This is a genomic window from Sphingomonas sp. YR710 (assembly GCF_900101455.1).
Classification (GTDB): Bacteria; Pseudomonadota; Alphaproteobacteria; order Sphingomonadales; family Sphingomonadaceae; genus Rhizorhabdus.
This window is the reverse complement of record NZ_FMZJ01000025.1, coordinates 1-18,787: the sequence shown is the minus strand read 5'-3', so window position 1 is coordinate 18,787 and position 18,787 is coordinate 1. Positions and strand designations below refer to the sequence as shown.

The following is an 18,787-nucleotide window of genomic DNA, read 5'->3' as shown; positions in this document are numbered from 1 at the left end:
CGATGCGTGGCGAGATACTCAGAGACCCCGTCTGACGCGCTCCCAGGCTATTAACGAACTTGTGCGGATCGGATTGCGGAGCGCTGAGAGCCCGTCGGTCTCCCCAGGTGAAAAGCTGATCCTGTCGATGCTTTGCGATCTCAATCGCAAGGTTGAAGCGAAAGGGATGATCGATCCCGATTTTCTGGAATATGCGATTCAGGGCGGGCATATATGGGCGCTCGAATGGCAGTATCCCAGTCTGGCGCACCGCCATGTCAACGGACAGGCGCATGCTGACCTCGTGATTCGTATCCTCACCATGTGGGGCCTGATCGAGAAAAGCTTTCATGCGCTGCCGGAACCGGAGAAGGCCCGGATCATGCAGGATGCCGGTCTCACCGCGGAATTATCCTTCCCCGGATGGCATGACGAGAGCGAGGCCAATTACCGAAGCATCGCGCGCTTCATGACGGAACGCATGAACCTGTTTCCGGCCTTCCGGCGCCATGCTGGCCGCGTTTCCGGAGAAGTTCTGGTCGGCAGGTACAAGAAAATGCTTCAATATTTCGATCAATTGGAAAGCGATCCGGCCGACCGCCTCCTGACCGGCCCCGAACTTGCCGCGCTTCTCGAGCAATTTCAGATCGAACACTGACAGTCGGTGATGTGGCAAAGGGTGGCCCGCGCGAGATACACGGTGATCAGGCCTGAAGGTTGGGGGGAGAAGATATGCGCGCTGCGCCGGCCATCGGATTCAAGGTTTCGCTGATCGCGCGGCTGTTGCGCACGCGGTTTGATGCGCGCGCGCGCGCAATCGGCCTCACCCGCGCGCAATGGCGGATGATTGCCACGATCGCCGCGCAGGAAGGCATGTCGCAGCGCGACCTCGCAGCGCGGTTGGAGATCAATTCGGTGACCGCAGGGCGTATCCTCGACCGCCTGGTAGCGGCAGGCTGTGTCGAGCGCCGCGCGGATCCCGAGGATCGCCGCGCGAACCGTGTCTATCTTACGCCGGATGCCGCGCCGATCCTGACACAATTATCGGCACTTGGCCGGGAAGAGGAGCGGACCACCATTCGTGGCCTGACCGATGCCGAGGAGGCGCAGCTCGAGGATTTGCTGCAGCGTGTCATCGATAATGTCCAGAGCGCGCCGGCTCCCGATTCCGACCCCCATGCCAATGGCGGATCGGTGGACTGAAAAGAAAGCCGGCGCGGAAAAGGGTTCCGCGCCGGTCGATATCGACGAGAAGAAGCCGAAGCCCGTGAGGCTTCTCAGCGGCTCAATTCGGCCTTGGTAAGCTTGGTCGTCAGCTTGCCATCAACCAAGCTCAGCGTGTTGGCCGGTACTAGCACGAAGCGCGAGTCGAGGATGATCCCGACAGAGCCGTCGGTCTTCACCAGATCGATCGGAGCGAGGCGCAGGTTGTTTGCATCCCGCAACATCATCCCCCGGCTGGCCGCAGGTGCGGCCGCGGCGGCTGGCTGGCTGGCGGGTTCCGCCAGCGCAGGGGTGGCGGAGACGGCGATAATAAGGGCGAGAAGAAATGAACGCATTGAAGGCCTCCAGAACTGAGCAAGATGCTGAATTAGATAGCAGGCTAGCTAATCGCGGAGGGCTGAAATGCAATTGCTTTTGCTGCACTGCAAGGTGTGGGAACTGCAATTGCATTTTTGAGGCGTGCAGCGTTCGAAATTGATGGGCGAATGCGCGTGAGGGGGGGGCTTGCGACAGCGAGTTATGGAGGGAGTGGGCACGATCTTAAGGTCACGATCGTGCCCGACGCTCGCCCGATGGGGCGGGTCATTTCCCGAACGATAATCGATCAGGCGAAGTGCTTTTTGATCTCGCGACGGAGAAGCTTGCCCATTTCGTTATACGGCAGCGCATCGGCGAACAGGATTTTTTCCGGTACGCGCGAGGAGCGAAGGCGATCGCGAACCAAAGCCTTCAATTCCTCCTCGGAAGGCCGCGGGTGCCCGGGCCGGACCGATATCATCACGCCTACGGCTTCGCCCCATTCAAGCGAAGGAATCGCGACCGCAGCGACGTCCGCGACAGCCGGATGACCCAGCAGGACATCCTCGATCTCGCCTGGGGATATATTTTCACCACCACGCACGATCACATCGTCGGCGCGACCTGCGAGAAAAAGGTATCCCTCCTCGTCGATCCAGCCGGCGTCGCGTGTCGGGAACCAGCCCTCGGCGTCGAGCGCGCTACGCTCGCGATATTCCCCAGAGACCTGTTCACCGCGCACATAGATTTCACCGCGTTCGCCGACAGGCAGCGGCTTGCCGTCCTCGTCACGAATCTCGATCTCGACGGTCGGCAATGGCCGACCGACCGAGGCAAGCCGTGCGCGGGCAGCCGGATCGTCTGCGGCGTGGGCCTCCCGATGCTCGTCGGGGCCGAGCAGCGCGATCGTCGAGCTCGTTTCTGTCAACCCATAAGCGTTGGTGAAGCCGGTGTCAGGAAACAGCTCCAGAGCGCGCTGAATCAGTTCCAGCGGCATCTTGCCGCCACCATAAGCGATCGCGCGCAGCGTCAGCTCAGGGCGGTTGCCCGCATCCATCGCAGCGATGACCCGCGAAAGCATGGTCGGGACAAGAAAGGCGTTGCTGGCCTGTTCGCCAGCAGCGAGGTCGAGCCAGGCGCCAGGATCGAACGCCGGCAGCAGCAGAATGCGCCGCAATGCGTAGATCGAACTCAGCAACGCGGCAATTCCGGCGATGTGATAGGGCGGGACGCTCACCAGGGCCGCATCATCTTCGGCGGCCGACGCGAACTCGACCGTCCCCAGAATGTAGGACACGAGGTTGGAATGTCGGAGGATCGCCGCCTTGGGGGCCGCCGTGGTGCCGCTGGTGAACAACTGGATGGCGATGCCTTCACCAGCATCTCCCTCCGTCGTTGCATCTGCCGATGCATCGAGCGCCGCCTTCACGAACTCGGCGCGGGGCAGGACGACGTTGCCAGGGGCGGAGCATAAACGGGTTACGCGCTGCGTATCCCCGACGATGAGTGCGGGTGTGATCCGTTCGAGCAATGCCGCGAGATCGGGATCGGCCAGCCGGTAGTTGAGTGGCACATAGGGCACACCCGCCAGAGCCGCACCGAACAGCGCGATCACTGCGGCCTCGCTGCTCTCATCGAGCAGCGCGACATGCTCGCAGCCACTTTGCCGAATCAACTCCGCGGCACCACGGGCCCCAGCCAGCAAAGCTTCGTAGCTCCAGCGTTGGCCGTCACAGACAATGCCGATGCGGTCGGGAGCCGCATCCGCGGCCATTTCCAGGAATAGCGATATATTCACTGCGGTGCGTCAGTCCGAGGCGGGGAGAGGTTTTGCGCTCTTGACCTCGAGCGCAACGCCGTTGACCGCAAGCGTGCCCTTGCCGGATTTGACGCACAGCAGTTCAAACGAGCCGCCTGCATCGACATAGCGCTTGCCGATCATCGCCCCGGCCGCGTGGTCCGGGCTGATCGTGCCGGCGTCGGCGGGCTTCGCCTCGGCCATCGGCGCGCCGCCGCATTCGATCGTGCCGTCGCCACAGCGGATCACCATGACCTCGGTGTCGCACACGGCGCTTTTCAATTTCGTACCCGACTTCATACCCAATCCTTATGTAGGCGCTCAGGCGACAGCCCCACAGCCTTCAGCATATTGCTCCTATCCCATTCGCAGCTGAAGTCCATCAAGACAAATCTATATGCTCCGATGACGCCGTTATATCGCTAGATTATATATCGCTAGGTTATTGTCCGGATTCAATGCGTCCAAAGCGCAAAAATCGGGAGGGCCGCGAGTATGGATGTCAACTACGCCTGCTTTCAGGACTCAAACGCCTGCGCGCGTCGCGGCATTCCCGAAACCGGAATCCTCGCGGCGATCCCCGATTGTGGCGGTGCCGGGCGGAGGAGGCGAGATCACTGGCATGGCGCTATTCCGCGATGGCGTCAGGAGGCATTTGAAAGGTTTGACGTCGCCTGCGAACGCCTATTATAGTGTCACCCGTATGACAGAATCGGGCGCTGCGTGCAGGCTGGCCAGGCGCTGGAACGCGCGCCTACCCATCCCGCAGCTTCCGGTAGCGCATCCGGGCAGGGCTCCGCAGGCCGCTGATCGGGCGTCGAGGAGATGAATGCCATGGTTGATTGCGAAATTCGAAATCTGAGCGAAGGATTTGGCGCCGAAGTGATCGGTCTGGATCCCCGCGGAGAGTGGGATCGTGAAACCTATGCGTTGCTGAGGGAAACCTTTGATGCGCGCGGAGCGCTGGTCATTCGCGGACTCGACATCAGTTTCGCCAATCAGGACAAGCTCTGCCGTATGCTGATCGGCGACGACAGCGCCGGAGCGACCGCAAGCCGCAAGGAAAACCACGTATCCAACAAGGAGGAGGATGGTCTCGCCCCCAGCGGCAGGCTGATGTTCCACGCCGACATGATGTGGCATGAGGAGCCCTTCCAGGTACTGTCGCTCTACGCGCTCAACGTTGAGCCAGGCTCCGCGACGACGTCGCTGACGAGCACCGAACATGGCTGGGCCTCGCTTCCAGACGAGCTGCGCCGTCAGCTCGATGGCAAGCATGCCCGACATCAGACCGGGCAGGTCTATCATCGCGGGGGCGACGATCTTCTCAAGATCGGCCGCAAGCAGGAGCATTCGACCGTCAAGCCGATCCCGCTCACGCACCCGCGCACCGGCAAGCAGCTCCTTTATGTCAGCCAGCAGATGACGCACAACATCGTCGAGCTGCCGGAAGACCGGAGCGAGGAGCTGCTGCTCAAGGTTTTTGATCATCTCTATTCCCCCGCGCTCGTTTATGAACATGAGTGGAAAAATGGTGATCTGCTGGTGTTCGATAACATCACGATGCAGCACGGTCGCGGCAATGTTGAACGCAACGGTCCCACGCGGACCTTGCGGAAGGTGATTGCGCCGATTCCGAATATCAAGGCAGAAGCCCCCCAGTACGCAGCAGCGTGAACCGGGCGGCACGCATCTGGGTCTGGTCACAGGCGTCAGATTCCGAAGGAATGATCGTGCAGCTGGTTTCGAGGGGTTGGGGTTCGGTATCGGGCCGTGCGCGCTCACGGGATATCGCGCGGTGTCGGGCGGGTTATTGTTGAGTGAACGCCGGCCTCGCGGCCAATGAGCCGCATCGCCGCGTTAACGATTGTTTGCAGCAGCGGTTGGACCGGGCTGTTCTGAAAGGGAAATGAATGACCGAACTGTTTCAGGGGAAATCGCCCGAAACGATGGATTTGTTGCATCGCCGACGTTCGTCTTCCGCGAAGGCGATGAGCGAGCCCGGGCCGAGCCCGTCCGAGTTGCACGATATTCTCCAGGCGGCCAGCCGGGTGCCCGACCATGGCAAGCTGTTTCCCTGGCGGTTCCTGGTTATCGAGGGAGATGCCCGTGCCGAACTGGGCGCGCTGCTCGAAGAGGCACTGGTCGCGCGAAATGCCAATGTGAGCGAGTCGCTCCGGCGTTTCGAGCGCAATCGTTTCATGCGCGCGCCTGTCGTCGTCACGGTCATTTCGTCGTTGAAGACGGCAAAGCCGATACCCGAGTGGGAGCAGAGGCTATCCGCCGGGGCTGTCTGCCAGACGATGCTCATCGCGGCGGCATCAGCCGGCTTCGGTGCCAACTGGCTCACCGAATGGTGTGCCTATGATGACATCGTCACGAACGGCCTGGGTCTGGGCGAAGGAGAGAAGATCGCCGGATTCATCTATATCGGAACGGCGACCGCACCGCTTGAAGAGCGTGATCGGCCGGTGCTGGATGAGGTGATCAGCCGCTGGACGACGCGGGCCTGAACGCCGGGATCGACGGAAAAGCCAGAATTTCGAGATAAGCCGGGCACGACTCCTTGCAGCCACGCTGCAAGGAGCCGGAAAGCCGTGCCGACCACGCATCGAGCCATGACGCGATCAAGCATCGTGATTTGGGTGGATCTGCGATATCGCGCATGATCAGCAACAAGCGGAGATGATAATGCCCACATCCGGCGCGGCCACGGACAGTCGCTATTCGCACTATGAAGGACTGCAGCTATCGCTGACCGACGGGATCATGACGATCACGCTGTCCAACCCCGGCCGTCGAAATGCGATAACTGCGATTCAGGGTGATGAACTCGTCACGATCTGGGAGGAAGTCTGGGACGATCCGGAGGTACGCGTCATCATTCTGACCGGGGATGGCGGCGACTTCTGTTCAGGTGCTGATATGTCCGGGCTGGCGAAGAAGGCACTGGGTGGCGCTTCGACGTCGACGGTACAGCCCGTGAACGTAACGTCGCGCAAGGCCCGCAAGCATGTGTGCGGCATTCTCGATTGCGAAAAGCCGATCCTCGCCAAGGTGCGCGGCGTTGCATACGGGCTGGGTGTCAATCTCGCGCTGGCTTGCGACATGGTGTTTGCGGCGCCGGGTGCCCGCTTTTGCGATTCGCACGTCAAGGCGGGTCTGGTTGCCGGCGATGGCGGTGTGCTGCTCTGGCCGCTGCTGGTCGGTATGCATCGCGCCAAGGAATATCTGATGACCGGCGAGCCGGTTCCGGCGGAAAAAGCCGCGGATATCGGTCTGATCAACGCGTGTGTCCCAGACGATCAGCTTGACGCGCACGTTCAGGCAATGGCCGAACGGTTGCGCGATCTGCCGCCTCACGCAGTCAATTACACGAAGGCCGCCCTCAACGTCGCGATGCGGCAGATGACGGGCGCGGCGTTTGAAATGTCGTTAGGCTACGAGCTTTACTCTATGAAAATGAACGATTTTCGTGAGGCGACCCAGGCCTTCGTCGAAAAACGCAAGGGCGTTTTCCGCGGAGACTGAACAGTCGACGAACGTGTCGTCCTTCCGGCCCGCGATGGCACATGGGGTCATGTGTGACTCCCACTGGGTGCACGCGGCGTATTGGATGAAGGTGTTTTCGAGAGAGTGCTTGGCGAAGGGTGAAGATGACAGCTGTTGCACATGAAGAGCGCACGGATTCGCTCGACGAAGCGGAGCTTGAGGCGCTGCGGGAGAGTGTCGCGGGGATGTTGGCTGAAGAGTGCAACAGTCGCGCGGTGCATCTTTGGCTAGACCGGGAAAACGAGCTGGGGCCCGTGATTTGGCGGCAGGCCGCCGACCTCGGCTGGCTGGCGCTGGCATTGCCGGAGGCCGATGGCGGATTAGGGCTGGGCGCGCGGGGGCTGACGCTGCTGAATCGTGAGCTGGGCGCGCGCACGGCGCCGGGGCCATTTCTGCCGACACTATGCGTTGCGCAGTGGCTGTCGCGGGTTGGCAGCGAAGCGCAGCGTGCGGAACTGGTGGCGGGTGCCGCTACGGGCGAGCACAGTTTTGCCCTTCCGGCGATTCTGGAAGGCATCGGGCGTCTGGCGTTGGTCGATGGCAAGGTTTCGGGCGAGATTCAGGTGCTAGGGACGGCGGATGCGACATTCGCGCTGGTGCCGGCGAGTGACGGGGGCGCGGCTGCCTGGGCGGTCGTCCGTATCGCCGACGGGACTGCATCGCTCGAGCCCTGCGAGTCTTGGGATCTTACGCGGGAAGTTTTCCAACTGCGCTGCAATAATGCTCCGACGGTTGCGCTGATCAGCGATGCGGACGGAACAGCCGGGCTGCTGCTCGGCAGCTATGTCGCGGTAGCGATCGCGGCGGACAGTTTGGGTGCTGCCGATAACATCGCGCACAAGACGGTCGACTATCTCAAGGAGCGCGTCCAGTTTGATCGTCCGATCGGATCGTTCCAGGCGCTGAAGCATCGTGCGGCGGATCTCATCGGCAAGATCACGACGCAGGATGCGCTGCTCGAACAGGCCGTCCAGAGCCTCGATGGAGGCTCGCCCGATGCGGCGATGTGGGCGCGTCTTGCGAAGGCGGGCGCCACGGAAGCCTTTGCGTTCGTTGCGGCCGATTGCATCCAGTTGCACGGCGGTGTGGGGCACACTTGGGAATATGACCCCCATATCTACATCAAGCGGGCGCGGCTGAACGAGGCGCTCCTGAACAATAACCGCGCTTTGCGCGATACGGCTGTGCAGTTGCTCGACCGGGCGCTGGGTGAGGGCCGGACGACGACGGAGCTGAACTCGTGATCCTGGAGCATAAGGACGATCTGAAGGCTTTCCGCGAGGCGGTACGAACCTGGACCCGCGAAACGGCGCCGCCCGAAAAGGCGCACCTGTGGAACCGAGCCAAAGGCGCCGATTTGCTCGAGGTCCAGAAGTGGTGGATGGCCGAGCGCCGCAAGGTCGGACTCGCGACGCCGCATTGGCCGGTCGAATATGGCGGCGCGGGACTGGAGCTGGAGCACCAGATCATCATCGCCGACGAATTCGCGCGGGCGCGTTCGCCGGGCAGCGAGATGTTCGTGATCAGCCTGAACCATGTTCCCGGAACGCTGATTCCACACGGCACGGAGAAGCAGAAGAAGGTCTATTTGCCCGCGGTCGCCGAGGGGCAGCTGTGGTGCCAGGGCTTTTCCGAGCCGGGCGCAGGATCGGATCTGGCGGGGCTGAAGACCAGGGCGGTCCGCGATGGCGATCATTATGTCGTCAACGGCCAGAAGATTTGGTCGACCAACTCGATGTTTGCCAGCCAGTGCCTGCTGCTGGTCCGCACGGATTTCGAAGCGAAGAAGCATCAGGGCATCAGCTACCTGATCATGGACATGAGCACGCCGGGTGTCGAGGTCCGTCCTATCCGCAAGTCGACGGGGTCGTCGACCTTCGGTGAGATATTCCTGACCGACGTGCGTATTCCGGTCGAGAATTTGATCGGCGAAGAAAATAAGGGCTGGATGGTCTCGCAGTCCACCCTTTCGTCCGAGCGCGGCGTGTTGAGCTTCGACTATGGCGAGCGCGACATGATTTTCCTGGTCGATGTTTATAATCAGGCTCTGAAGGACCGTGCGGCGTGGCTGGACGATCCGGAACTGCGGCGTGAATTCATCACCTTGTTTGCCGAGATGCAGGCCATGCGGCAACAGATTCGTGCGCTCTTGCGTGAGCCGCACGGGGGCACGGCCTATTCGATGACTCCGTCGCTGATTAAAATGGCGCGGACGACGCTCAACAATCGGATCGGAGCCTTTCGTGTTCGCGCCGAGGGGCTTTCCAGCCAGTTCATGAGCAAGGAATTCCGCGCGCCGATGTACGAATATCTGGAGACCTTCGGTACGACCATCTCCGGCGGTTCGAACGAGATCATGCGCAACCTGATCGCCGAGCGCGGATTGGGCATGCCCAAGGGATAATTCGGCGCGAGGGGCAGAAGGGGCGTTGCAAAGCCCGGCTGGAGAGACAAGATCGTAGCAATGAGCGACCTCGACGCAACGATCCGCATGCTGGCCGACCGCCAGGCAATCCGAGATTGCCTGGCAACCTACTGCCGGGCGGTCGATCGGCTCGACCGCGAATTGCTGCTGAGCGTCTATCACGAAGACGCTATCGATGATCACGGGGTGTTCGTCGGGAGTCGCGAAGAGTTCGCCGACTGGGTGATCGCCTTCCACGGGCGCGCGCAGCATGCTACGCAGCACATCATTACCAACCATGTCTGCGAACTTGACGGCGACACCGCTCATTGCGAAACCTATTGGATGTTCGCGGCGATGAATACGCAGGGCGAGCCGCTGACGCTTTCGGGTGGGCGCTATATCGACCGCTTTGAGCGGCGGGACGGACGCTGGGCGATCGCGCTGCGCAAGCTGGTGGGCGACTGGGCGGGTACGCCGGGCGGGGCGCTGCTGTCGGGGGAGGGCAGGGCCGCTCTCAACAGCGGCGTGCATCAGAGCCGCGATCGTTCGGATACGTCCTATGAGCGGCCTTTGCGCTTTGACGAGCGCCGCCGTGGCTTTATTTATGATATCTAGATGTGCGGCAGTTTTCGCCGCCGCCGGCGCCCCGTCGGCCCGGATGAGGAGGAAGTGACATGAACGTCCAGCAGAAGGTGAAAATGGGCCAAGCGCCTGTGATATCCTATCAGGAGCTTCTGAAGTCGGATTCACGGCCGTCGCCCGCCTTCTATGCACCGGCAACGCGCGACCTTGGGACCGAGCCTATCCCGGCGAGCAATTATACGAGCCCGGAAGTCTATGCACGTGAAGTCGAGAAGGTGTGGATGAAGACCTGGCAGTGGGCCTGCCGGGACGACGACATTCCGAAGGTCGGTGATACCTATGTGTATGAGCTGCTCGATCAGGCCGTCATCCTCGTGCGGCAGGAAAATGGTGATGTGCGGGCGTTCAAGAATGTCTGCCGGCATCGCGGGCGCAAACTCGTCAATGCATCGGGATGCAAGACGAGCTTCCGTTGCGCATATCATGGCCTGACCTGGAGCATTGACGGCAAGCTGATCGAAAACCCGTTCGCCTGGGATTTCCCGCAGCTCACGGCCGACGATGTTCCCTTGCTGTCCGTGCGCAGCGAGAGCTGGGCCGGATTCATCTTCATCAACTTCGATGACGATGCTGCGCCTCTGCTCGATGTGATCGCGCCGATGCCAGAGCATTTTGCCCATTGGAAGATCGAAAACTGCTACAAGTCCGCGCACGTCGCCAAGGTGGCGAACGCGAACTGGAAGGTTTGTGCCGAGGCGTTCCTCGAAGCGCATCATGTGATTTGCACGCACCCGGAATATAATCTGTTTTCAGGTTATGACTCGGGTCAACACGATGTGCTGTCGGATCATGTTACCCGTTTCCTGGCGCCCAACGGCATCACGCCGGGACCCTTTCTCGATCGCGGGATCGACGACAACCGCCGCGTGGAACTGATGCTGGCGGCGGGCAACCGCGCCTTCGACAAGTCCAAGAAGATCGAGCTTCCCGAGGGCATGACGGCACGGGCCTTTGCTGCCGAATCGGTTCGCCAGTCGCTGGCCGCCCGCACGGGCTACGATTTCAGCACGTATAGCGACGCCGACATGCTGGACGGTCAAGGTTATGATATCTTTCCGAACTTCCATCTGTGGGGCGGGTTCAAGGACAAGATCAGCTATCGTTTCCGTCCGTTGGGACCGGATAAGACGTTGATGGAGGTCTTCCTGTTCACGCTGGCGCCGAAGGACGGGCCGATGCCGAAGCCCGCGACGATGCGGATGCTGGGGCCGGATGAGAAATGGGCGGAGGTTCCCGAGCTGGGTGCGCTCGCGCCTGTCTATGATCAGGATTATTCGAATATGGAACCGGTGCAGGCCGGGCTCAAAAGCCTCGGTGATGAGCCAGTGCATTTCTCCGAATATCTCGAAGTCCGGTGCAGGAACCTGCATCGCATGATCGACGTGTATATGGCGCGATAAAGCGATGCTGCCTGTTGGCATCGGATGCGAAGAGCCGCGTCCGATGCTGACATGCCCCGCGCGCTCCGCGAGGCGGATGAACGCGATGCGGCGCCGGGGAACTGCGGCGAACATGTCTGAGATGGTGTAACCAAGGCGGCCGCATGCGGCGTCCATGGCCGATGGCGCTTGCGCATTGCGTTGCTGAGCCGGGCTGCTTCACGCGTAACCGGCCGGGCATTTATCACCAAAGCGAAAAGCCAACATCGCGGGCGGGCTCGTGCCCGCCCGCGATGGGACTATTATCAATATGGGCTAAGCGGGTTCGTCCGCCGCCAAATCGTCAGGCGATTTCGCCGATTTCCGTGCCGACATCGTAGGTCTGACCGGCTTCCGCCTTCTGAGTCAGGGTGCCGGATGCCGGCGCTTCGATATCCCGCGCCGTCTTGTCGGTTTCGAGGATATAAATGACATCGCCTTCCTTAACGACCGAGCCATTTTCCACTTTCCATTCGGCAAGCGTGGCCTCGGTCATCGACATCTCGAGCTTTGGGATGGTGAGAATGGTTGACACGCAGGATGCCTTTCTTAGCGTTGATTGATGATGCCGCGCACGCGCGCGGCAATCGAGCCCGCATGGGGAATTTGGGCCGTTTCGATGTCTTTCGAATAAGCGATCGGCGCATAATCGGCGCCAAGTCGCACTGCGGGTGACTTCAGCTTGCCCCAGAGCTCTTCGTTTACCGTGCTGCAGATTTCGGCCCCGAGCCCGCAGAATTCGGTCGCCGCATGCACGACGAGCGCACGTCCGGTTTTCTTGACCGAGTCCAGCACGCGCGCATAATCGAGCGGCACCAGGGTGCGCAGATCGATCACCTCGGCGCTGATTCCCTCTTTCGCGAGTTCTTCAGCGGCGGTGAGGCACTGGTTCACCTGCCAGCCATAGCTGATCAGCGTGATGTCGCTGCCTTCGCGCCGCACCTTGGCCACACCGAACGGAATGCGATAGTCGCCGAGCGGCACCGGCTGCTTCAGCCCGCGCAGCACCTGAATCGATTCGAGGTGGACGCAGGGATCCTCGTCGAAGATGCAGGAGAGCAGAAGTCCCTTGGCATCATAGGCGTTGCTCGGGAAGGCGACCTTGAGACCCGGCGTGTGCAGCAACCAGGCTTCGAGCGATTGCGAGTGCTGGGCACCGAAACCGCCTGTGCCGCCGCCCACCAGCATGCGGATCGTCAGCGGGGCATGGGTGGCCGAACCCGACATATAACGCTGCTTGGCGGCATGGTTCGCGATCTGGTCGAGGCAGACGCCCATGAAATCGGCAAACATGATTTCTGCGATCGGGCGCATGCCGACCAGTGAGGACCCGATCGCCGCGCCTATGATCGACTGTTCGGCGATCGGTGTGGGGCGGACACGCGTGGCGCCATGCTTTTTCTGCAGGCCCTTGCTGGTGGCGAAGACGCCACCGGGCGGATCGGCGACATCTTCGCCCAGCAGGAAAACCTCGGGATCCTGCGCCATGGCCAGATCCTGCGCGTCGCGAACCGCTTCGAACATCATCATGACCTGGGTTTCGGCCGTGGGCTCCTCGGCGTCCGGACGCAGCGGGTAATATCCGCGGCGAGGGACGCAATCGATATCGGCGAACACATCGGTCAGCGTCTCGCTGGCCGGCGTCACCACGCTGGTCATCGCCTTGGCCAGCGCGGCATCGACCTCGGTCCGCGCCGCATCGTCGATCGCTGCGAGCTGATCCTCGGTCGCGACGCCGGTCTCCAGCAGCAATGCCCGGGTCTTGCCGCGGGGGGCATTCGCCTTGGCGGCGGCCAGTTCTTCGGCAGGGGCAATGTTGTTGTCGCCCACGCCGGCGTGCGGCCCGAGGCGATAGGTCAGGGCTTCGACGAAAACCGGTCCGTTGCCCGCGCGAACGCTGCCGATGACTTCCTTCATGGCGTTGTAGAAGGCGATCGGATCGTTGCCGTCGAGCCGGACGCCACGGAAGCCGAGCGGCTCCGCCCGTGCTGCGAAGCTCGTGCTCGCGGTATAATCGGGAATCCGCGTATATTCACCGTACTGATTGTTCTGGCACAGGAAGATGATGGGAAGCTTCCACGCGCCGGCCAGATTCATGGCCTCGTGCACCGCGCCGATGCTGGTCGCGCCATCGCCGAAATTGACGATCGTGACGCGGTCTTCCTTGCGCTCCTGTGCGGCGATGGCCAGGCCGTTCGCGATCGGGGCGCCCGCGCCGACGATGCCGGTGGTCAGCATCGAACCCGACGAAGGATCCGAAATATGCGGTGAGCCGCCCTTGCCCTTGTTCACGCCGTCCTGGCGCCCGAGCATTTCGGCAAAGAGGCCCTCGAGGGCGACGCCCTTTGCGACCTGATCGTGTACGCCGCGATAGGTGGTCACCATATAATCGCGGGTGGTGGTGAGCTGCGAAATGGTCGCCGGGATGCATTCCTGGCCGCCCATGGGCCAGTAGCTGAAGGTGAATTTGCCCGCTGAAAGGCCGGCCTGCACCGCCTTGTCGACGGCGGCGATACGCGCCATCTGCCGGTATATCGCCATCAGGACTTCAGGTTCGACGCCAAGATTGCTTTGCGTCATCACGACTCCTTTGAAATTGTCAGCGGATCACCCATGAAAGGGCTTCATCTCCAGGCCGATCTTTATACGAGTTCCGCACGTCTATCCCGTTAGCCGGGTTCGATCTTTTGTCGGGAACTGACCCACCGCTAGGCCATACACAGTCTTGCCGAGATATCAATCGTCAGCGATTCGATGTTGATCACAGAGAGGAATGCGATTTTCACCCTCTGGCGTGCGGCGGGCGAAAATCGAAGTTATGTAGTGGGGAGCGTCGGTTTTTGCCCGCAGCCTTGTGACGGTCGATATCCCAATGATGGCGATAGTTTAGCATATGTTCCGGCGGGCCGAGGTGCGATGTTAAGGTAAGTGATCGCGCCGACATGTTGGATAGCATGACAGGTGCGCGGCCGGCCGATGTGAAAAAAAAGTGGCTCGCAAATTTCGAACGCTGAACCTATGCCCCGCGCATGAGCCAGACCGAACGACCGCGGCGCAGCGCGCTGTATTTGCCTGCGTCCAATGCCAAGGCGATAGCCAAGGCGCGCACGCTCCCCGCCGATATCGTGATTCTCGACCTTGAGGATGCCGTAGCCCCCGAGGCCAAGCTGGAGGCGCGCGCTGCCGCGCTTGCGGCTGTCGCAGAAGGCGGTTTCGGCCGTCGCGAACTGGCGATCCGTGCGAATGCCATCGACACCCCCTGGGGCGCCGATGACCTTGCGGCGATCGCCGGCTCTGGGGCGGATGCGGTGCTCGTTCCCAAAATCTCGTCGCCTGCCGATATTGAGTATTGCCAGCAGGCGCTTGCCGGGGCGCCGGCCAACATGCAGCTCTGGGCGATGATCGAAACCTGCGCCTGCGTGCCGCAACTGAACGCCATTGCTGCGATGGCGGCGACCACGCGGCTGTCGTTGTTCGTGATGGGGGTCAACGATCTCGCGAAGGAAATGCGCGCGAAGCTGACGCCGGCGAGAACGCCGTTCCTGCCGATCCTGTCATTGGCGGTGGCGGCGGCGCGGGCGCACGGCGTCTCTATCCTCGACGGCGTCTGCAACGAGTTCCGCGATCTCGACCTCTTCCGTGCCGAGGTGGAGCAGGGACTGTTCTTTGGTTTCGACGGCAAGAGCCTGATCCACCCGGGCCAGATCGATCCGTGCAACGAGATCTTCTCGCCGAGCGAAAAGGAAGTGCGCTGGGCCAATGCTGTCATCGAAGCTTTCGCGCTTCCCGAAAATGCCGGCAAGGGCGTGATCAGTGTCGAGGGCCGGATGGCCGAATTGCTACATCTGGAGCAGGCGAGACAGCTCGTCGCAATAGCTGCGCAGATCGCGGCCGCGCGCTTGTCGTAGAAGGGCCGGTTTATCGTCCGGCGCGGAGCAGGCTTCGCGCGTGGGGTGATTCGGTGGCCGGAAAATTGGCGCATCCTTTGGCCGATGGGCCGTGTAACACCATGCGCGTGCCTCGCAATTGTCGAGCGCCGGGCGTACATAACGTACTAAATCGATTTCCATTCCGCGTGAGTGGGTACTATTTCGGCCGCGCGGCGAAGTTTATCTCCACTTGCAAGAGTGATTGACCTTCGGGCAAGGCTCGGCTCAACCGTCGAACCGTTGCCTTGTGCGGCAATGCTTTGTGAATGGAGGGGATGCGACGATGACAGCCCACGCGACGAAAACGGTCGAATTATCGCGTCGCCTTGCCCATAAGAAGCGTTCCACTCATATTTTGCGCGAGGCCGCGTTCGAGCTGTTCCTGGCGCAGGGCTATGAAGCGACCACAACAGATCAGATCGCTGCGAAGGCCGGAGTTTCGGTTCGGACGTTCTTCCGATATTTCGAAACCAAGGACGAGCTTCTGTTCAAGGGGCAGCTATCCTGGGCAGAAAAGGTTGCAGACACATTGATGGAGCAGCCGAAGTCGCTGAATCCGGTGGAGGCGATGTGCAATACGCTCGTGCGTCTGGCCTCCAAGTTGAACAGGGACGCGCTGGTCCGCTACGAGAAGATCGTTGATTCGTCGGTTACCCTGCGGGGGCGATCCGATTTTCAAAATACACAGAATTCTCGTTCTCTCGCGGATGCATTAAGCTCCTGGAAGGGGCTGGATGCGCCGGATGCAGAATGCGAGCTGTTGGGGGCGGTATGCCTTTTGCTGTTTCGCCGGGCCGTTGATGATGTGCGGGATGGTTTGCGAGATGCCTCGATCGAAGACCTTATCCGCGAACAGTTCATGACGATGCGGAATATATTTAAGAAATAGCCAGGCGTGGACATCGATATGATGCCGGAAGGATTGGCGACCCCGCATGTTGCGGGAGCTATCTGCGTTTAACCATGGTCATTGCCTGGCGTGCCGCCAGTCCCTAAATTTCGATGTTGCAGGTTTTTCGGAAGGCCCGTGATCCCCTGGAGTGCGGGAACCGTTTCGGAGCGACCGGAGGCGATTGACGAACATGTCAGTCTGGTGCCAATTGGAATTGCGGGCCGCCCCTTTGGCTGTCCGGGAACGGGGCGGGTCATGACTTTTACCAGAGTGTGCGGAATTGACGATGTGGGTCCGCTTGGGAAAAACTCCTTCTATCTGATGGACGTCGGGATTGAGGTGCTCATCCTGCGCGATCGTCAGGGTGTGATGCGGGCGTTTGAAGGCGTGTGCCCGCACGAGGATTATCCGCTGGTGGAAGGTCATTTTGACGGTTCTACCATCACCTGCGCGGCGCATGGATGGATCATCGATGGCATTACCGGCAAAGGCGTCAGCCCGGCGTCATGCCGCATCGCCGCCTATCCGCTAAAGGTTGAGGGCGGCGACATCTTTGTCGATTTCGATAATCAACTGGAAAATTAAAGGCCGTTGAATCGGGGCACGGACGATGCGCCGCATCGCAATTGCGGCAGATCCCGGCCGGGGCGATCGCAACGAACATATAATCGGGAGGATTTGAGATGGAGAATCGGAAACTCGAAGGCAAGGTGGCGATCGTCACAGGTGCCGGGTCCAGCGGCCCGGGCATGGGTACCGGCAAGGCGATGTCCCTGCTTTTTGCACGCGAGGGTGCGAAAGTTGTGCTCGTCGATATGTTCGAGGATCGCGCGCAGGAGACGCTCTCGCTGATCGAAGCCGAAGGCGGTACGGCCGGCATCATACTTGCCGATCTTTCCGACGTTTCGCAGGCCCCGCGCGTGATCGATGAAGCGGTCGCGATGTTTGGCGGCGTCGATATTCTGGTCAACAACGCGGCGCTGACAAGCCCGTTCGGCCTGCTCGATACCACCACCGAATATCTTCAGAAGGTTATCACGATCAACCTGACGGCACCGTTCCTGCTGTGCAAGGCGGCGATTCCCAAGATGATCGAACGCGGCGGTGGTTCGATCGTCAACATCACGTCGATCGCGGCGATGCGCGGGCAGGGCGGGAAAGGGTGCCCGGCTTATTCCGCGGCCAAGGCAGGCATGACCGGCATGATGGTCGATATTGCCGATTCCTTTGGAAGGGATGGCATTCGGATCAACTGTATCGCACCGGGGCTCATCGATACGCCGATGCGCGACACCTCGATCCTCCGGGCGGGGCTGGATAAGACCAAGATCAACCTCGGTGGTCGCAACTGCCTGGGGGTCGACGGCGATGCGTGGGACATTGCGCGCGCGGCATTGTTCCTTGCCGGTCCCGATGGCCGCTACATTACCGGTGTCCACCTGCCGGTCGATGGCGGGGTGACCGCGACGTCGCACTGATACAAGATTCCCTCCGGCTTATCCTGATTTGGGAGGCCGGGGGTGTTTGTGTCAGGAATGATGTGATCTGAGGTTTTGGATGCCGACGCCGATATTGACGGCGTTTGCCATGTTGATGACCTTATCGACATTTTGAGCGATGTCTTCGGCGGCGAGATTTTCGGTGGAATAGCCCTGATTTTGCATGACGGCGATGCGCAGGACCTGGCCGCCGCCGCATGCGAGCATGACGCCGTTGAGCGGGCATGACGGGTGTGCGAGATAGATGGCGGCGGGAGAGCAGAGCTCCGGCGGGAAGATGTTGGGGAGCTGCGCGAAGGATTCGAGCGGACGTCCATAGACGTGCGACATGACCTCGGGCGACGACATGCGGGTGGAGACGCGGGGCGAGAGGCCGTTGACGCTGATGCCATATTTGGGACCTTCGGCCGCCAGCGCGAGGGTGAAGCCGATGACGCCGCCCTTGGCGCCGCCATAAGCGGTCATCATTTCGTGGATGCCGAGCGGGCCTTCGGAGATGGTATTGACGATGCGCCCGCCGCCATTGTGCATGAAATGCCCCCAAGCGGCGCGCGAGACGAAGACGGTTCCCAGATAGTGAACCTCGGTCATGCGGCGAAATTCGTCGGCGGTGTGATTTTCGAAGAGCTCGGGTCCGTTGATGCCGGCATTGTTGATGACGGTATCGAGTCGTCCGAAGCTATCGAGTGCGGCCTGGACCATCGCGGCGGCGCCCTTTTCATCGCTTACCGATTCGTGGCAGGCGACGGCCTGGCCGCCGGCGGCCTGGATTTCGGAGACAACGTCATCGGCAGGGCTGTTCGAATGGCCTGACCCGTCGAGCGCAACGCCGTGATCGGCGACGACGATGCTGGCGCCGCGGGCCGCGAACGAAAGCGCGTGGGCGCGCCCGACGCCGCGGCCTGCGCCGGTGATGAGGACGACCTTTCCGTCAAATCGCAATTCTGCCATGTCCTGACCTTTGTGCGTCCTCGGTCTGTTATGATGGGAGCCGGCTATCCATGGCTGGCACCGGCGGGTTCCCTTTGGGGGGAGTGCCGGTGCCGTTTGGTTGCTGGATTTTATCGAGCCATGAACCCGCCATCGACGATGATGGACTGCCCTGTGATGAAGGAGGCGTCGTCGGAAGCGAGGAAAGCGGCGACGGTGC

At 61.2% G+C, this 18,787-nt stretch carries 20 protein-coding genes; 13 read left to right on the top strand and 7 right to left on the bottom strand.

Annotated features, from left to right (window positions below; genetic code table 11):
- Positions 1–73 precede the first annotated feature (73 nt).
- Both BLS13_RS19525 and BLS13_RS19520 read left to right on the top strand, forming a co-directional pair.
- A complete protein-coding gene (locus tag BLS13_RS19525) occupies positions 74–637 on the top strand; it encodes a YfbU family protein (RefSeq protein ID WP_218123330.1) in 564 nt (187 codons plus the stop codon).
- 74 nt (positions 638–711) lie between these two features.
- Positions 712–1,182 (top strand): MarR family winged helix-turn-helix transcriptional regulator, encoded by a 471-nt coding sequence (locus tag BLS13_RS19520; protein ID WP_093454641.1) that lies wholly within the window; start codon positions 712–714, stop codon positions 1,180–1,182.
- A gap of 74 nt (positions 1,183–1,256) precedes the next feature.
- On the opposite strand, the gene BLS13_RS19515 is transcribed toward BLS13_RS19520, so the two are convergent.
- From BLS13_RS19515 to BLS13_RS19505, 3 genes are all read right to left on the bottom strand, one after another.
- Positions 1,257–1,538, bottom strand: coding sequence for a hypothetical protein (locus BLS13_RS19515; protein WP_093454640.1), 282 nt, complete (start codon positions 1,536–1,538; stop codon positions 1,257–1,259).
- Positions 1,539–1,807: 269 nt separating this feature from the next.
- Positions 1,808–3,298, bottom strand: a complete 1,491-nt coding sequence (locus tag BLS13_RS19510) for a class I adenylate-forming enzyme family protein (protein WP_093454638.1) — start codon at positions 3,296–3,298, stop codon at positions 1,808–1,810.
- 9 nt (positions 3,299–3,307) lie between these two features.
- Complete coding sequence (locus tag BLS13_RS19505; RefSeq protein ID WP_256325989.1) at positions 3,308–3,580, bottom strand: hypothetical protein; 273 nt, start codon at positions 3,578–3,580, stop codon at positions 3,308–3,310.
- A gap of 552 nt (positions 3,581–4,132) precedes the next feature.
- On the opposite strand from BLS13_RS19505, the gene BLS13_RS19500 reads away from it, so the two are divergent.
- The 7 genes from BLS13_RS19500 (at position 4,133) to BLS13_RS19465 (ending at position 11,299) form a co-directional block, all read left to right on the top strand.
- Complete coding sequence (locus tag BLS13_RS19500; protein WP_176943699.1) at positions 4,133–4,975, top strand: TauD/TfdA dioxygenase family protein; 843 nt, start codon at positions 4,133–4,135, stop codon at positions 4,973–4,975.
- Positions 4,976–5,211: 236 nt separating this feature from the next.
- Positions 5,212–5,811 (top strand): nitroreductase family protein, encoded by a 600-nt coding sequence (locus BLS13_RS19495; RefSeq protein ID WP_093454634.1) that lies wholly within the window; start codon positions 5,212–5,214, stop codon positions 5,809–5,811.
- Positions 5,812–5,989: 178 nt separating this feature from the next.
- A complete protein-coding gene (locus BLS13_RS19485) occupies positions 5,990–6,829 on the top strand; it encodes an enoyl-CoA hydratase/isomerase family protein (protein ID WP_176943698.1) in 840 nt (279 codons plus the stop codon).
- Between the two features lie 125 nt (positions 6,830–6,954).
- On the top strand, positions 6,955–8,094 hold the full coding sequence (locus tag BLS13_RS19480) for an acyl-CoA dehydrogenase family protein (RefSeq protein ID WP_093454629.1): 1,140 nt from the start codon (positions 6,955–6,957) through the stop codon (positions 8,092–8,094).
- Positions 8,091–9,254, top strand: coding sequence for an acyl-CoA dehydrogenase family protein (locus BLS13_RS19475; protein WP_093454628.1), 1,164 nt, complete (start codon positions 8,091–8,093; stop codon positions 9,252–9,254). Before BLS13_RS19480 ends, BLS13_RS19475 begins: the two co-directional genes overlap by 4 nt.
- A 60-nt stretch (positions 9,255–9,314) precedes the next feature.
- Positions 9,315–9,872, top strand: coding sequence for a nuclear transport factor 2 family protein (locus BLS13_RS19470; RefSeq protein ID WP_093454626.1), 558 nt, complete (start codon positions 9,315–9,317; stop codon positions 9,870–9,872).
- Positions 9,873–9,931: 59 nt separating this feature from the next.
- Positions 9,932–11,299 (top strand): aromatic ring-hydroxylating oxygenase subunit alpha, encoded by a 1,368-nt coding sequence (locus BLS13_RS19465; protein WP_093454625.1) that lies wholly within the window; start codon positions 9,932–9,934, stop codon positions 11,297–11,299.
- A gap of 322 nt (positions 11,300–11,621) precedes the next feature.
- On the opposite strand, the gene BLS13_RS19460 is transcribed toward BLS13_RS19465, so the two are convergent.
- A complete protein-coding gene (locus BLS13_RS19460) occupies positions 11,622–11,852 on the bottom strand; it encodes a biotin/lipoyl-containing protein (RefSeq protein WP_093454623.1) in 231 nt (76 codons plus the stop codon).
- A 14-nt stretch (positions 11,853–11,866) separates the two neighbouring features.
- A complete protein-coding gene (locus BLS13_RS19455; RefSeq protein ID WP_093454622.1) occupies positions 11,867–13,897 on the bottom strand; it encodes an alpha-ketoacid dehydrogenase subunit alpha/beta in 2,031 nt (676 codons plus the stop codon).
- 449 nt (positions 13,898–14,346) lie between these two features.
- Here BLS13_RS19455 and BLS13_RS19450 point away from each other — a divergent pair, with 449 nt between their 5' ends.
- From BLS13_RS19450 to BLS13_RS19435, 4 genes are all read left to right on the top strand, one after another.
- Entirely contained in the window at positions 14,347–15,225 is an 879-nt protein-coding gene (locus tag BLS13_RS19450; protein WP_093454620.1) for an HpcH/HpaI aldolase/citrate lyase family protein, read from the top strand.
- 304 nt (positions 15,226–15,529) lie between these two features.
- Positions 15,530–16,135 (top strand): TetR/AcrR family transcriptional regulator, encoded by a 606-nt coding sequence (locus BLS13_RS19445; RefSeq protein WP_093454619.1) that lies wholly within the window; start codon positions 15,530–15,532, stop codon positions 16,133–16,135.
- A gap of 258 nt (positions 16,136–16,393) precedes the next feature.
- Positions 16,394–16,723 carry a Rieske 2Fe-2S domain-containing protein gene (locus BLS13_RS19440; protein ID WP_218123329.1) on the top strand — a complete coding sequence of 110 codons (330 nt, stop codon included), beginning with the start codon at positions 16,394–16,396 and terminating at the stop codon, positions 16,721–16,723.
- A gap of 98 nt (positions 16,724–16,821) precedes the next feature.
- Positions 16,822–17,616, top strand: coding sequence for an SDR family NAD(P)-dependent oxidoreductase (locus BLS13_RS19435; RefSeq protein ID WP_093454616.1), 795 nt, complete (start codon positions 16,822–16,824; stop codon positions 17,614–17,616).
- 51 nt (positions 17,617–17,667) lie between these two features.
- Here BLS13_RS19435 and BLS13_RS19430 read toward each other — a convergent pair whose 3' ends face one another.
- Both BLS13_RS19430 and BLS13_RS19425 read right to left on the bottom strand, forming a co-directional pair.
- On the bottom strand, positions 17,668–18,588 hold the full coding sequence (locus tag BLS13_RS19430; RefSeq protein ID WP_093454614.1) for an SDR family NAD(P)-dependent oxidoreductase: 921 nt from the start codon (positions 18,586–18,588) through the stop codon (positions 17,668–17,670).
- Positions 18,589–18,698: 110 nt separating this feature from the next.
- Positions 18,699–18,787: SDR family oxidoreductase (locus BLS13_RS19425; protein ID WP_143012026.1), on the bottom strand; the 89-nt coding region annotated here is incomplete at its 5' end.